General features: G+C 64.3%; 13 protein-coding genes. 6 read left to right on the top strand and 7 right to left on the bottom strand.

All coding sequences use genetic code 11. The annotated features are described in order from the left end of the window. Window positions 1–12: 12 nt before the first annotated feature. The 7 genes from AB0P11_RS00150 to dnaA form a co-directional block, all read right to left on the bottom strand. On the bottom strand, window positions 13–417 hold the full coding sequence (locus AB0P11_RS00150) for a DUF3566 domain-containing protein (RefSeq protein ID WP_053098244.1): 405 nt from the start codon (window positions 415–417) through the stop codon (window positions 13–15). Beyond that, complete coding sequence (gyrA, locus tag AB0P11_RS00145; protein ID WP_053098243.1) at window positions 414–2,975, bottom strand: DNA gyrase subunit A; 2,562 nt, start codon at window positions 2,973–2,975, stop codon at window positions 414–416. Before gyrA ends, AB0P11_RS00150 begins: the two co-directional genes overlap by 4 nt. Window positions 2,976–3,026: 51 nt before the next feature. Next, the gene (gyrB, locus tag AB0P11_RS00140) at window positions 3,027–5,096 is read right to left on the bottom strand and encodes a DNA topoisomerase (ATP-hydrolyzing) subunit B (RefSeq protein WP_171821963.1); all 2,070 of its coding nucleotides are present in this window, start codon (window positions 5,094–5,096) and stop codon (window positions 3,027–3,029) included. Window positions 5,097–5,214: 118 nt separating this feature from the next. Next, window positions 5,215–5,718 carry a DciA family protein gene (locus AB0P11_RS00135; RefSeq protein ID WP_056275693.1) on the bottom strand — a complete coding sequence of 168 codons (504 nt, stop codon included), beginning with the start codon at window positions 5,716–5,718 and terminating at the stop codon, window positions 5,215–5,217. Then, window positions 5,711–6,871, bottom strand: coding sequence for a DNA replication/repair protein RecF (recF, locus tag AB0P11_RS00130; RefSeq protein WP_072590396.1), 1,161 nt, complete (start codon window positions 6,869–6,871; stop codon window positions 5,711–5,713). Before recF ends, AB0P11_RS00135 begins: the two co-directional genes overlap by 8 nt. Window positions 6,872–6,934: 63 nt before the next feature. Further along, window positions 6,935–8,077 (bottom strand): DNA polymerase III subunit beta, encoded by a 1,143-nt coding sequence (gene dnaN, locus AB0P11_RS00125; RefSeq protein WP_053098240.1) that lies wholly within the window; start codon window positions 8,075–8,077, stop codon window positions 6,935–6,937. Between the two features lie 494 nt (window positions 8,078–8,571). Beyond that, on the bottom strand, window positions 8,572–9,963 hold the full coding sequence (gene dnaA, locus AB0P11_RS00120) for a chromosomal replication initiator protein DnaA (RefSeq protein ID WP_053098239.1): 1,392 nt from the start codon (window positions 9,961–9,963) through the stop codon (window positions 8,572–8,574). A gap of 318 nt (window positions 9,964–10,281) precedes the next feature. Between dnaA and rpmH the strand changes: the two genes are divergently transcribed. Genes rpmH through rsmG form a run of 6 tightly spaced genes read left to right on the top strand, consistent with a single transcriptional unit; the run spans window position 10,282 to window position 13,337 of the window. Continuing rightward, window positions 10,282–10,419: a 50S ribosomal protein L34 gene (gene rpmH, locus AB0P11_RS00115; RefSeq protein ID WP_022889115.1), complete on the top strand. Its 138-nt coding sequence runs from the start codon at window positions 10,282–10,284 to the stop codon at window positions 10,417–10,419. 6 nt (window positions 10,420–10,425) lie between these two features. After that, complete coding sequence (gene rnpA / locus AB0P11_RS00110) at window positions 10,426–10,767, top strand: ribonuclease P protein component (protein ID WP_072592158.1); 342 nt, start codon at window positions 10,426–10,428, stop codon at window positions 10,765–10,767. Next, a complete protein-coding gene (gene yidD / locus AB0P11_RS00105; protein ID WP_053098237.1) occupies window positions 10,764–11,114 on the top strand; it encodes a membrane protein insertion efficiency factor YidD in 351 nt (116 codons plus the stop codon). Before rnpA ends, yidD begins: the two co-directional genes overlap by 4 nt. Before the next feature lie 3 nt (window positions 11,115–11,117). Then, window positions 11,118–12,188, top strand: a complete 1,071-nt coding sequence (yidC, locus tag AB0P11_RS00100; RefSeq protein ID WP_056275685.1) for a membrane protein insertase YidC — start codon at window positions 11,118–11,120, stop codon at window positions 12,186–12,188. Then, window positions 12,185–12,679, top strand: coding sequence for a R3H domain-containing nucleic acid-binding protein (locus tag AB0P11_RS00095; RefSeq protein WP_056275682.1), 495 nt, complete (start codon window positions 12,185–12,187; stop codon window positions 12,677–12,679). The genes yidC and AB0P11_RS00095 overlap by 4 nt, the downstream gene beginning before the upstream one ends. A 37-nt stretch (window positions 12,680–12,716) precedes the next feature. Continuing rightward, window positions 12,717–13,337 (top strand): 16S rRNA (guanine(527)-N(7))-methyltransferase RsmG, encoded by a 621-nt coding sequence (rsmG, locus tag AB0P11_RS00090; protein WP_363518626.1) that lies wholly within the window; start codon window positions 12,717–12,719, stop codon window positions 13,335–13,337. Window positions 13,338–14,943 lie beyond the last annotated feature (1,606 nt).

The following is a 14,943-nucleotide window of genomic DNA, read 5'->3' as shown; positions in this document are numbered from 1 at the left end:
GAATCCTGACGATCAGTTCGACATGAACCCGACCAGCAGTCCGCCGGTCACCTTCACGGCGACGTTGTAGATCCCGGCGATGACCGCACCCAGCACCGTGAACACGATGAGGTTGAGGATCGAGACCACCGCGGCGAATGCCATCACCTGCGGCAGGCCGGCGACCTCGGAGATCCGCACGGAGTTGTCGGTGATGGTTCCGATGAACTCATCCGCCTGCGTGAGGATGCCGGTCGCCTGCAGCACGAGGAAGATCAGGAAGAACGACACCATCGTCACGATCGCGAGCGCCACAGCGCCCAGGAACGACAGCTTCACGGCCGACCAGAAATCCACGTAGACGAGGCGCAGGCGCACCTGCTTGCCACCGGTCTTGCGCGTGGACTTCTTCGCCAGCTTGTCGGCTACTGTGCTCATGCGTCTGCTTCCTCAGGGTTCTCGTTCGTCTCGGGGGCCGTGGACTCGGAGTCCACCGCAGCCTCATCCGATTCGTCTTCTTCGGTGAGGCCCCGCTCACCGTTGCGGGCGATGGCGAGGATCCGGTCGGCTTCCGTCGTCCGTGCGAACACCACTCCCATGGTGTCTCGGCCCTTCGCGGGCACCTCGGCCACGGCAGAGCGTACCACCTTGCCGCTGGACAGAACCACAAGGACCTCATCGTCGGAGGAGACCATCAGACCACCCGCGAGAGTGCCCCGATCGTCGTTGAGCTTGGCGACCTTGATGCCGAATCCACCGCGTCCCTGGACGCGGTATTCCTCGATGGCGGTGCGCTTCGCATAGCCGCCGTCGGTCACCACGAACACGAACTGGCCGAGGGCGGCGACGGATGCCGACAGCAGGCTGTCGCCCTCACGGAACTTCATGCCCTTCACGCCGGCGGTCGCGCGTCCCATCGGTCGCAGCGCATCATCGGTCGCACTGAACCGGACGGACATGCCGCGGCGGCTGATGAGCAGGATGTCATCCTCAGCGTTCACCATGAGAGCCGAGACCAGCTCGTCCTCGTCGTTCAGGCGGATCGCGATGACGCCGCCCTGGCGGTTGGTGTCATACGCGTCGAGACGCGTCTTCTTGACCAGACCGTCGCGCGTCGCGAGAACGAGATAGTCGGCGACCCCGTAGTCGCGGATGTCGAGCACCTGCGCGATGTTCTCGTCGGGCTGCAGGGCGAGGAGGTTCGCGACGTGCGTTCCCTTCGCATCGCGGCCGGCCTCGGGAACCTCGTAGGTCTTCGAACGGTAGACGCGACCCTTGTCGGTGAAGAACAGCAGCCAGTGGTGCGTCGTCGTCACGAAGAAGTGCTCGACGATGTCATCGGCCCGCAGCTGGGCGCCCTTGATGCCCTTGCCGCCGCGGTGCTGCGACCGGTAGTTGTCGCTGCGCGTGCGCTTGATGTAGCCGGCGCGAGTGATGGTGACGACCATCTCCTCTTCGGCGATGAGGTCTTCCATCGAGACGTCGCCGTCGAAGCCGTGCAGGATGTGCGTGCGACGGTCGTCTCCGAAGCGCTCGACGATGCCGGTGAGCTCTTCGCGGATGATGTCGCGCTGCAGCGACTCGTCGACGAGGATCGCCTGGTACTCGCCGATCAGCCGCTCGAGCTCCGAGGCCTCGTCGAGGATCTTCTGACGCTCGAGGGCGGCCAGTCGGCGCAGCTGCATGTCGAGGATGGCCTGGGCCTGGATGTCGTCGATGTCGAGGAGCTTCTGCAGTCCCTCGTTCGCATCCTGCGTGGTCTGCGATCGACGGATGAGAGCGATGACCTCGTCGAGAGCGTCGAGCGCCTTGAGGTAGGCGCGCAGGATGTGCATGCGAGCCTCTGCCTTGGCGAGACGGAAGCGCGTGCGTCGGACGATCACTTCGAGCTGGTGCGTGATCCAGTGGGTCACGAACCCGTCGATCGCGAGCGTGCGCGGCACGCCGTCGACGATCGCGAGCATGTTCGCGCCGAAGTTCTCCTGCAGCTGCGTGTGCTTGTACAGGTTGTTGAGCACGACCTTCGCGACCGCATCGCGCTTGAGCACGACCACGAGACGCTGACCCGTGCGGTCGGACGACTCGTCGCGGATGTCGGCGATGCCGGTGATCTTGCCGTCACGGGCGAGGTCGCCGATCTTCACCGCGACGTTGTCGGGGTTCACCTGGTACGGCAGCTCGGTGATCACGAGGCACGTGCGGCCCTGGATCTCCTCGACGTTGACGACCGCGCGCATGGTGATCGAGCCGCGACCCGTGCGGTACGCCTCGTGCACGCCCTTGGTGCCGAGGATCTGCGCGCCGGTGGGGAAGTCGGGGCCGGGGATTCGCTGGATGAGACCCTCGAGCAGCTCTTCGCGGGGGAGGCCGGGGTTGTCGAGCGCCCAGAGGGCGGCAGACGACACCTCGCGCAGGTTGTGCGGAGGGATGTTGGTGGCCATGCCGACCGCGATACCCACCGACCCGTTGACGAGGAGGTTCGGGAAGCGGGCCGGAAGAACCGTCGGCTCCTGAGTCTGGCCGTCGTAGTTGTCGGTGAAGTCGACCGTGTCCTCTTCGATGTCCCGAACCATCTCGAGCGCGAGGGGGGCCATCTTGGTCTCGGTGTACCGGGGCGCCGCGGCACCCATGTTGCCGGGAGACCCGAAGTTGCCCTGGCCGAGGGCCAGCGGGTAGCGCAGCGACCAGGGCTGCACGAGACGCACGAGGGCGTCGTAGATCGCCGAGTCACCGTGCGGGTGGTACTGACCCATGACCTCGCCGACCACGCGAGCGCACTTCGAGAAGGACTTGTCGGGGCGGAATCCGCCGTCGTACATGCCGTAGATCACGCGTCGGTGGACGGGCTTGAGTCCATCGCGCACGTCGGGCAGCGCACGGCCGACGATCACGGCCATCGCGTAGTCGAGATAGCTGCGCTGCATCTCGGACTGCAGGTCGACCTGGTCGATCTTGCCGTGGTCGTGTGCCGGCTCGGGGCGTACTTCGTCAGTCATGTGTGTTGTCGATTCCGGTCGTTATGGGAACGAATGCAGGCGCGGGACGCGTCAGATGTCGAGGAAGCGGACATCCTTGGCGTTGCGCTGGATGAAACTGCGTCGCGATTCGACGTCCTCACCCATCAGCACGCTGAAGATCTCGTCGGCCGCTGCGGCATCCTCGATGGTCACCTGGCGGAGCGTCCGGGTGCTGTGGTCCATCGTGGTCTCCCACAGCTCCTTGGCGTTCATCTCGCCGAGACCCTTGTAGCGCTGGATGCCGGCATCCTTCGGGATCCTCTTGCCGTTGTCGAGTCCGAACTTGAGCAGCGCGTCGCGCTCGGCGTCGCTGAACACGTACTCGTGGGGCTGGTTCGTCCACTTGAGACGGTAGAGCGGCGGCATCGCGAGGTACACGAAGCCGGCCTCGATGAGTCCGCGCATGTAGCGGAACAGCAGCGTGAGCAGCAGCGTCGTGATGTGCTGGCCGTCGACGTCGGCATCCGCCATCAGCACGATCTTGTGATAGCGCGCCTTCTCGATGTCGAACTCTTCGCCGATTCCGGTGCCGAAGGCCTGGATCATCGCCTGGACCTCTTTGTTGCCCAGGGCCTTGTCGAGACGCGCGCGCTCGACGTTGAGGATCTTGCCTCGCAGAGCGAGGATCGCCTGCGTGTGCGGATCGCGACCCTGCACAGCGGAGCCACCTGCCGAGTCACCCTCGACGAGGAAGATCTCGCTGATCGAAGGATCCTTGCTCGTGCAGTCCTTGAGCTTGTCGGGCATCGCGGCGGACTCGAAGACGCTCTTTCGACGAGCGGTCTCGCGGGCCTTGCGCGCGGCGAGACGAGCGGTGGCCGCATCGATCGCCTTGCGGATGACGTTCTTCGCCTGGATCGGGTTGCGGTCGAACCAATCGCCGAGCTGGTCGCCGACGACCTTCTGCACGAACGCCTTGGCCTCGGTGTTGCCGAGCTTCGTCTTGGTCTGCCCTTCGAACTGCGGCTCGCCGAGCTTGATCGAGATGACCGCGGTCAGACCTTCACGCACGTCGTCGCCCGACAGGTTGTCGTCCTTCTCCTTGAGAAGGTTGTTCGCCCTGGCGTACTTGTTGACGAGCGTGGTGAGCGCTGCGCGGAAGCCCTCTTCGTGCGTGCCACCCTCGTGGGTGTTGATCGTGTTCGCGTAGGTGAAGACGTTCTCGGTGTACGAGGTGGTCCACTGCATCGCGACCTCGAGAGAGATCTTGCGCTCGGTGTCCTCGGACTCGAACGCGATGATCTCGTCGTTGACGACCTCGGCGTGACGCACCTTGTTGAGGTATTCGACGTAGTCGACGAGACCGCGCTCGTAGAAGAAGACGTCGTTCGGCTGAGTGAGGGTCGGCTGTCCGTCGACCTCGACCTGGTAAGCCGAATCGGGACGCTCGTCGGACAGCTCGATGCGGAGGCCCTTGTTGAGGAACGCCATCTGCTGGAAGCGCGTGCGCAGGGTGTCGTACTCGAAGTTCGTGGTCTCGGTGAAGATCTCGGCGTCCGGCCAGAACGTGATGCTGGTTCCGGTGTCGTCGGACGCCTCGCCCTTCTCGAGCTGCTGCTGCGGGACGCCGCCGTTCGCGAAGCTGTGCCGCCAGACGAAGCCCTTCTGCTTGACCTCGACGTCGAACCGCGTCGACAGGGCGTTGACCACCGACGAGCCGACGCCGTGGAGACCGCCGGAGACCGCATACGCGCCGCCGCCGAACTTTCCGCCGGCGTGCAGGATGGTCAGAACGACCTCGACCGTGGACTTCGTCGGGTCGGAGGAGTGGGGATCGACCGGGATGCCGCGGCCGTTGTCGACCACGCGGACGCCGCCGTCTTCGAGCAGCGTCACGAAGATGGTGTCGGCGTAGCCGGCGAGGGCCTCATCGACCGAGTTGTCGACGATCTCGTAGACGAGGTGGTGCAGACCACGCGGTCCCGTGGAACCGATGTACATACCGGGGCGCTTGCGGACGGCTTCGAGACCTTCGAGGATCTGGATCGAGTCGGCACCGTACTCACCGGGCTGCTTCACCTTGGGTGAGATCTTGCCCTCGGTCGCGGGGGTTCCCCCGTTGGTCGATTCCGTCTCGTCAGCGGGGGATTCAGGCGTCATCAGAGGGCATTCTCCACATCGATATCACGAATCCCCAGTCTAGCGGCTTTTCGTGGCGAGATGCGGCTCAGCGGCCGCGTGTGGCCCTCTGAGCGTTTCAGACCCCATCCGTGGTGTCCTACCCGTAGGTATCGCGCGGGCCCCGTCCTGGAACGACTCTGGGACCCCATTTCCAGGAGGGTACGTCCGGTCCGATGAAGCGGAGGTTCTCGACACCGGCGTCCGGATACCGTCGGCCGATCTCCGTCAGGATCGTTCCCCGCATGTACTGCAGGTTCTTCGCCCAGGCGGTCGAGTCGCACTTCACCGTGAGCACACCGCGCTCGAGGGAGACGGGTTCGGAGTGCTTGGCGGTGTCCGTGCCTGCGAGGTCGGACCACTGCCTGACCAGGTCCTCACGGGCGAGAGTCTTCTGCCAGCCGGAGTCCCGCGTCAGCTTGTCGAGCACGGCTCCGAGCGGTCCGGGGTCGCGGCCGGGCGTGAACGGCGCGTTGTCGTCATCGGTGACGATGCGTCGCTTGCGCTTCCACGTCTTCGAACTCGGCGCGAGTCCGCGCAGGCGCAGATAGGTCGCGACGGTCTCGGGAGTCTCGGATGCCGGATCGGGTGCGATCTCACTCATCTGCCACCTCCCTCTCATCACTGATCGTTCCCGCCGAGATCCGCACCACGTGGGCATGGAGCACTTCGGGGATATCCTCCTCCACGGCTGCCGTCACGACCACCTGCTCATAGCCCGCGGTGAGAGCGGCCAGCCGCTGACGGCGATCGGCGTCGAGTTCGGCGAACACATCGTCGAGAATGAGGACGGGATCGCCGGCAGGAGACTCGCTGCGCAGCAGCTCGGCGGAAGCGAGGCGCAGCGCGAGGGCCACCGACCAGGATTCCCCGTGGGACGCATACCCCTTCACCGGAAGGCCACGAACGCGCAGCACGAGGTCGTCGCGATGAGGGCCGGTGAGAGTGAGACCGCGGTCGAGCTCGTTCGACCGTTTCGCGAGAAGTGCGGCGTGGAACATCTCGGCGATGTCTCCGGAGGTCTCGGCCGGCGCGTCGACACCCTCTTCGGGATCCGCTCCGCGCACCGACAGAGCCCACTCGAGCTGCGGGCGATGATCCTCGCCCGCGATCGCCGCGTACGCCTCGGCCACCGGCTGCTGGAGATCTGCGGCGAGACGCTGTCGCGCGGTGATGATCTCGGCACCGAGGGAGACCAGCTTGTCGTCCCACACATCGAGGGTGCTCAGGGCCTCGCCCTTGATGCCGCGCGCCCTGGCCGACTTCAGAAGCGCATTGCGCTGCTTGAGCACCCGGTCGTAGTCGGCGAGGACAGAAGACATGCGGGGCGTGCGCTGGATCAGCAGCTGGTCGACGAAACGACGCCGAGACGAGGGGTCGCCGCGGACGATCTGCAGATCCTCGGGAGCGAAGAGCACCACATGGGCGTAGCGAGGCAGCTCATTGGTCTTCGAGGGGGAGCCGTTGATCCGCGCCTTGTTCGAACCCTGCTTGTTGAGCTGGACCTCGATGAGCACCTTGCGTTCGCCGTGAGAGAGGCGAGCGCGGATGATCGCGAAATCCTGACCCTCGCGCACCATCGGGGCATCCGACGAGACCCGGTGCGAACCGAGAGTGGCGAGGAAGACGACAGCCTCTGCAAGGTTGGTCTTGCCCTGGCCGTTGCGCCCGACGAGGACGTTGGGACCCTTGTGCAGAGCGAGATCCGCGGTCGCGTAATTGCGGAAGTCGACCAGGCTCAGGTGTTCCACAATCACGCTGTCAGCCTACCTTCGGGCTCTGACACTGCCGTCGCCGCGCGGAGCGCGCCCGTCGCAGGATCAGCGAAGCAGCAGGTTCGGCTGCAGCAGGTACTTGAAAGAATCCAGACCGGCCTGGTCGACCGAAGTCTGGCTCGTGATCAGCACGGGGCTGAGCTTGTTCGCGTTGTCGCTCGACGTGAAGGTGACGCGGACGAACTCGCTCTTGACCGCGCCGAGCGCCTCGATGAGGTACTGCGGGTTGAGGCCGAGCGTGACGTCGTCGCCACCCGAGAGGATCGCGTCGACGGACTCGGATGCACGCGCATGCTCACTGCCCGACGCATCCATCGTCACGCTGTCGGACGTGAACGTGAAGCGCAGCGGAGCTGCTCGGTCGAGCACGAGCGACACACGGCGCACGGCCTCGACGAGGTCTGCGGTGTTCACGACCGCATAGTGCTCGGTCTGCTCCGGGAAGAGACGGCGGACCGGAGGGAAGTTTCCCTTGATCAGCAGCGAAGTGACCGTCTTGTTGCCGGCCGTGAACGCGATGATCTCGCGGTCGCCCGCTCCCGAGAACGCGATCTGGATGGTGCCTGCATGACCGAAGGTCTTTCCGACCTCGAGAAGAGTGCGTGCGGGCACCAGTGCGCTGGCTTCGACCGCTTCACCGTCCCACGGCACGTCACGGAGGGAGACTCGGTAGCGGTCGGTGGCCACGAGGCTGAGCGTCTGGCCGGAGACCTCGAGCTGCACTCCGGTCAGGACCGGGGTGACGTCGTCGCGCGAGGCGGCGAAACCCACCTGGCTGATCGCGGTGCCGAAATCGTCGGCGGGCACGACGCCGGAGGAACCGGACACTTCGGGGATCGACGGATATTCCTCGACCGGCATGGCTGCGAGGGTGAACCGCGCCGAGCCGCAGGTGACCGTGATGCTGCCGTCGTCCTCGACGGCGATCTCGATCGGCGCGTTGGGAAGGCGGCTGGCGATGTCTGAGAGCAGTCGACCGTGCACCAGGATCGTGCCCGGTGTGTCGACGGTGGCTTCGATTGTCGTGCGCGCGGATGCCTCGTAGTCGAACGCCGAGAGGGTGAGACCGGAGCCGTCTGCCTCGATCAGGACGCCGGCGAGGATCGGCTGCGGGTTGCGCTGCGGAAGCAGCTTGACCACGAACGACACGGCCTCGCTGAAGACATCGCGGTTGACCTGAAACCTCACGGGTGCTCCCTTGTCGTCGTTCTGAGACGTGTCGTCATCGGTCCTGCCAGTGCAGGGCTTCCCATGCTAGCCCCCAACTCGGGAGTATCCCTACGACCGGATCAAAGCTCGGGCCTGTCGGACTTTCCCCACCCTCTGGTGATCGGATCGCCCCTGAATTGAATTAACTCCTTAACGGTGTTAACACCTGTGGATACTGTGGATAACTCGGTGGAAAGCAGACGCGAGTAGGGAACTACACGGTTGTCAGTTGTGGAATCCCTGAGGAATCCGCGGGTGGACGGCATCCGTCGGGTCGAACCGTCTCCCACAGTTATCCACAGGTTCGACGGTTTCACACACATTCGTCCCGACCTGCAGGCGAGTCATCCACAAGTTATCCACATGTGCAAACTGGCATCGATCTGCTCCGTCGTATGCCGCTCACACGCACGCAAAGGGGGTCGCAGCCTCCTATCGGAAGCTACGACCCCCTTTTTCGAGGCGGCGCGGACTCAGCGTCGACCGAGCTGCGTGGTGATCTCGGTCACCTGGTTGTAGATCGAACGGCGCTCCTTCATGAGCTCGCTGATCTTCTTGTAGGCGTACATGACGGTGGTGTGATCGCGGTTGCCGAACAGCTGGCCGATCTTCGGCAGGGACAGACTCGTCCGCTCGCGGCACAGGTACATCGCGATCTGGCGCGATGTGGCGATCTGCTGAGATCTGCTGGAGCCGTACAGGTCGTCGACCGTCAGCTTGAAGTACTGCGCGGTCGCAGTGATGATGTCGGTCGGCGAGATGATGTTGTCCTCTGCCGTGTCGATGATGTCGCGGAGCACCGTCTGGGCGAGCGAGATGTCGAGGGCCGAACGGTTCAGGCTGGCGAATGCGGAGACGCGGATCAGCGCACCCTCGAGTTCACGGATGTTCGACGACACCACGGTGGCGATGTACTCGAGTACCTCGTCGGGAATATGAAGCGCCTCGCTCTGCGCCTTCTTGCGGAGGATCGCGATGCGCGTCTCGAGGTCGGGCGCCTGCACGTCGGTGATCAGGCCCCATTCGAACCGACTGCGCATGCGATCCTCGAAGCCGGTGAGATGCTTCGGCGCGACGTCGCTCGTGATGACGACCTGTTTGTTGTGGTCGTGCAGCGTGTTGAAGGTGTGGAAGAACGCCTCCTGGGTCTCCGCGCGACCCTGTAGGAACTGGATGTCGTCGATCAGGAGGATGTCCACATCGCGGTAGCGGGCCTGGAAGGCTGCACCTCGGTTGTTCGCGATCGAGTTGATGAAGTCGTTCGTGAACTCCTCGCTGGAGACGTACCGGACCTTGACCCCTGCATAGAGGGATTGGGCGTAGTCGCCGATCGCGTGCAGCAGGTGCGTCTTGCCGAGGCCCGAGTCGCCGTAGATGAAGAGCGGGTTGTACGCCTTGGCCGGCGCTTCGGCGACGGCGACGGCAGCGGCATGGGCGAACCGGTTGGACTGCCCGATGACGAAGTTGTCGAAGGTGTACTTCGGGTTCAGGCGGGACTCGTGGCGCAGCTGCGTCGGCTGCTCCATCGGGGATTCGACGCGGATCTGCTCCTGGCGGCCGTAATCGGCGACCGCGATGGGCGCCGTCGGCTGCTCGGCGAGCTCATGATTCACGACCACGCGGTACGACGTCACCTCATCGCCGATGTGGGAGAGGGCCTCCATGATCGGAAGCCGCAGCCTCTTGTTGATCTGCGCGGCGGTGAGATCGTTCGGGACCTCGAGATAGAGGGTGGCCGCCATCACGCCGGCCGGAACCGCGAGGCTGAGGAATCCCTGGAGCTGAGGAGTGACTCGGTCGTCCGCCTCGAGGAGCTCCTGCACCGTGGTCCAGATCGGAACGTCGGGCTGGGCAGGTGATGACATGACGCTCCGTGCTGAGGGGACGACGGGCCGTCTGGATGACGCGGCCCGCCTGTGGATAACTTCGGATGCCACGGTAGTCACCACGGCTGGGAACGGCAACCTGCCTACGGGAATCCGCGCGCGTGTTGCTCATACGTGCACGCCGCAGGGTTGTGGATAATAGCTGTGCGGATCGTGCCTGAGCTGGCGGTCGAAGCGCGCAGATTTGCTCTGCGCGCCGTCAAGACGTACCCTTAATCGGTTGACTTATGCCTGAACGGCAGATCCCTATGTCTCCGGTCAAAATGATCCCGGTGGCAGCATTCCCGGAGTGATTCCATGAGCAAGCGCACCTTCCAGCCCAACAACCGTCGTCGCGCCAAGAAGCACGGCTTCCGTCTTCGTATGCGTACCCGCGCCGGCCGCGCGATCCTTTCGGCTCGTCGCGCGAAGGGCCGCACCGAGCTCTCCGCGTAGATCGCTGTGCTCGCCCGCCCGTATCGTGTGACCCGCGGGAGCGACTATCGACTGGTCGTTCGACGCGGATCCCGTTGTGGCGGAGCCAAGGTCGTCACCTCGATGCTGACGACGGGCGAGAGCAGAGCCGCGAGGTTCGGATTCATCATCAGCAAGCAGGTGGGCACCGCTGTGGTGCGCAACACCGTGCGCCGGCGACTCAAAGCCGTGTGTGCGGACGCGCTGACGCGGGTCCCCGAGGGCACGGATGTCGTCATCCGTGCCCTTCCTGCATCCGCGACCGCGACCTACGCCGAGCTGAGTGCGGACGTGAACCGGTGTCTGGATCGTCTCGGACAGCGGCCATGACCGCTCTTCCGGCATCCTCGATCGGCTCCGCTCAGCTTCATGCCGGTGACGCGATCCGCAGCATCCCGCTGATCCCCCGGAATCTCGTCCTGGGGTTCCTCGCCGGGTACCGCAAGGTGATCTCCCCGATGTATGGAGATGTCTGCGCCTATTACCCATCTTGTTCCGCTTACGCTGTAGGTGCGGTGCAACAGCACGGCGCAGTGCGGGGAGCGGCGCTCTCGGCGTGGCGCATCGTTCGTTGCAATCCCTGGAGCCACGGCGGCGTCGATGACGTCCGTCCGCACGAACACTTCCGTTATGACCTGACCGCTCACGGTTTCGTCGTCCCTGCCCGAAAGGATTGATCGGTGGGTCTTGACCTTCTGCTCGCCAGCGCAACACCCTCGCCGGAGCCTGCCTCCGGCGGCTTCGATCTGATCGGAACCATCCTCTGGCCCCTCAAGTGGGTCGTCGAGCTCGTGCTCGTCGCCTGGCACTGGCTGTTCACGGCCGTCGGTCTTCCTGCCGCATCCGGTCTGACCTGGGTGCTGTCGATCGTCGGTCTCGTGATCGTGGTCCGTGCTGCCCTGATCCCGCTCTTCGTGAAGCAGATCAAGAGCCAGCGAAAGATGATGGAAATTGCTCCTGAGCTGCGAAAAGTTCAGGAGAAGTACCGGGGTAAGAAGGATCAGCTCTCTCGCGAGGCCATGAGCCGCGAGACCATGGCGCTCTACAAGAAGCACGGAACGACGCCGATGTCGAGCTGTCTTCCGCTTCTTGTGCAGATGCCCATCTTCTTCTCGCTGTTCAGCGTTCTGAGCGACGTCTCGAAGCACCACAACCTGGGTGTCGGCGGCGTCGGTCTGCTGAACGCCGAGCTCACCGAGCAGTTCTACAACGCCGAGCTCTTCGGTGTCGCATCGCTGCACGAGACGCTGGGGAACGCGGTCGACGCGGGGAACACCACAGCGATCATCATCCTGGTCACGCTCGTCGTGCTCATGATCGCGTCGCAGTTCTTCACGCAGCTGCAGATCATTTCGAAGAACCTGTCGCCCGAAGCCAAGACCGGCCAGGCGTACCAGATGCAGAAGATCATGCTCTACGTGCTGCCTCTCGGCTTCATCTTCTCGGGCATCTTCTTCCCGCTCGGCGTGGTCGTCTACTGGTTCATCTCGAACCTCTGGACCATGGGACAGCAGTTCCTCGTCATCCGTGAGATGCCGACTCCCGGATCTGAGGCGGCGAAGGCTCGTGAAGAGCGTCTTGCTCGCAAGGGCAAGGCGATCGACGCCTCGGGCAAGGTCGTCCCGATGGCGGCATACGAAGCAGAGCAGCAGCGTCTGCTCGAAGAGGCGGAGCGCGCGAAGGCGCAGGCCCCCAAGCGTCAGCAGCCGGTGGGCAAGAAGCGTTCGAAGAAGAAGGGGAGCGGTTCGTGACGACCGACAACGTGACCGAGACCGTGGAGCCCACGGTCGCAGAGCTCGAGAACGAGGGCGACGTCGCCGCTGACTACCTCGAAGAGCTGCTCGACATCGCCGACATCGATGGGGACCTCAACCTCGACGTGCGGCAGGGCCGCGCATATGTCTCGGTCGAGGCTGAGGGAGACGGACTGGCGCTTCTGTCTGCACCCGACACGGTGCAGGCGCTTCAGGAGCTCACGCGTCTTGCGGTCCAGAGCAAGACGGGTTCGTTCTCGCGATTGATCCTCGATGTGGGCGGATCGCGCGATGCGCGCCGCCGTCAGCTTGAGACGCTCGTGAACGCCGCCGCAGCCAAGCTCGACGATGGAGCGACCCAGGCGTCGCTGCCCGCCATGTCCAGCTATGAGCGCAAGCTGGTGCACGACATCGCGGCTGATCAGGGTCTCGTGTCCGAGTCCTACGGCGAGGGTGCCGACCGCCACACTGTTCTGCGTCGTCGTTGACGTTTCACATGCGACGTCAGGCCAGCGGGATGCTGTCGTGAGTGACCTGGAGATCGAACCGTCGGTGGCGGTCCATCTTTTCGGCGATCGGATCGAGTTGGCCCGGCAGTTCACGGCGGCTCTCGCGCAGCATGGCGAGGAGCGAGGACTCATCGGTCCTCTCGAGCTCCCGCGTTTGTGGTCCCGGCACATCTTGAACAGTGTCATCGCCGCCCCGTTGTTCCACGGTTCGGTCGCGGACATCGGTTCGGGTGCGGGGCTGCCCGGTATCGTCCTCGCGATCGCGCGACCCGATGTGCACTGGACGCTCGTCGAGCCGATGGAGCGCCGGGTGATCTGGCTGAACGATCAGGTCGCCGAGCTGAAGCTCACGAATGTCGAAGTTCTGCGCGCGCGTGCCGAGGAGGTGACTCCTGCGAGCTTCGACGTCGTGACAGCTCGTGCGGTGAGTGCTCTGAAGACGCTGATCCCGCTCACCGCGCCGCTCGTGCGCGATGGAGGCGAACTCACCCTTCTCAAGGGAATGAATGCCGCCAACGAGATCGAAGCAGCGCAGAAGCAGATCAAGAAGTTCCGCCTGTCGGACGTCCGCGTCGAGACTCTCGGCGAGAACGTACTGCCCGAGACGACCCGCGTGGTGAGGGCAGTCGTCCGCTGACGGGTCGATGCCGCGGTTCAGGAACCTGAGCTTCGTCGAGGATGGGCGCACATTCCACGTTCGAGATGTGTACCCGCGTGCTAGGTCGCAGGTGGTGGGTGACTTTGCCACGCACGGTGGTCATGGGCCAGGCACTGTTGTGATCTGCCTCTGCAGCATATGAGATCTATTGTCGGGGCTCGTCCGGTTGAGCCAGACCTGGTCACCGCGCGAGGCCGATAGAGTCCCTCGACGATCGTGCCACGATTCGAGTTTATGGCTGATGAGAAGGGTTTTCTTCCGACCCTGGTCGTGCACCTGTGTGGGAGCTCCGTTGCGACGTGACGAGGCACTCAAGCGCTGCTGGATACGGTCAGCAGTGCCGGATAGCCGCCGGCACTCTGCCCTCGCCGTCAAAGACTGTCCCGGGATCACGGTCGGTGGTAACGGAACGTGGGCGTGTGGCACGACAGATCAGGCTTCACCGCAGACGTGTCCGGTGTCGGAATCCGGAATGGGTCTGTCCCCGTGTGCTCGTAAGCGAGAGTGTTCGCCCCTCGGGGAAGGAGCGGGGGTCCTAACCATGTTTCACGTGAAACATGGGTGGACGACTGCCATGCGGGGGCAAGCCGAGGCGGGCCGAGGTGGTGTGAAGGGATTCCGCCGACAACTTGCGGTGGTCCGGGTCACGAGGGCGTTGCGCTCGCTGGTCTGATCTGTGCCACTCAGCCGTACTTCGAGGCACTGCGGACGGATGGTGCGCGCTGCGATGCTCGTCGCCGTGCTGGTGAGCGGTGCTGCGAGCCACCCCTCTTCGTAGCGCCGTGGTCCGAATCTCTGCTTTTCAACCTACGTCACTTCACAGCAGCAGACTTCACCTCACTGAACTGCCCTGGACTGCACTACACCGTGCGGTCTGCAGTGATCTCTCCTGTTCTGATCTGCGCTCTCGTGATCTGGCCTGCGCTACTCCGCCGTGTGCCGTGTGCCGTGTGCCGTCTGTTGGGCGTTCTGACTACTGAGTGAGGTCCGCGCGTGGTGGAACCCACGTGCGGCACTCAGAGCTTGTGAACAGGGGAGCCGGTCCACCCGGGAGTCGTATGTTTCACGTGAAACAATCGTTGTGTCGCTGCCACGGAACGGATCGCGGTGCCCTTGGCGTGGCTACGGGTGTCATCCCGGTCCACACCATCCGCCGGGGGAGCGTTGCGAGCTGACAACCAGATCATGGCGCCGAGGAGCGGGACCGTCTGCTCCAGGCGTGGTGGGGCGCCGAACATAACTGGAACTTTCACTCGGGGGCATCGCGGCGGAACCTGTCAGGCAGCAGCTATGACCCGCTGCCGCTGACAACATTCGGGCGACAGGGTGACCTGGCAACACCCTGCTCAGTCTCACCGGGGTTCTTCGCAGCATGTCTTGAGTGAGCGAGAAGCCTTCCTGGCACGAATGGACATCTCTCCTCGGACCGACCGCGTCGCGCTATGCGGCAGGCACAAGTGTTTCACGTGAAACATCGAGCGGCGGGTCGTGATGGCTTCGGATGATCGCGACCGCGCGATAGCAGGAACAGGGGGAGGGTCTCGGGGCCGGCCGCGACGTGGGCGATTGAGGGCGCGCTAGTGGC

Origin of the sequence: Microbacterium sp. NPDC079176 (genome assembly GCF_040686675.1) — a bacterium.
Taxonomy (GTDB): Bacteria; Actinomycetota; Actinomycetes; order Actinomycetales; family Microbacteriaceae; genus Microbacterium.
This window is presented reverse-complemented; position numbering and strand designations above follow the sequence as displayed.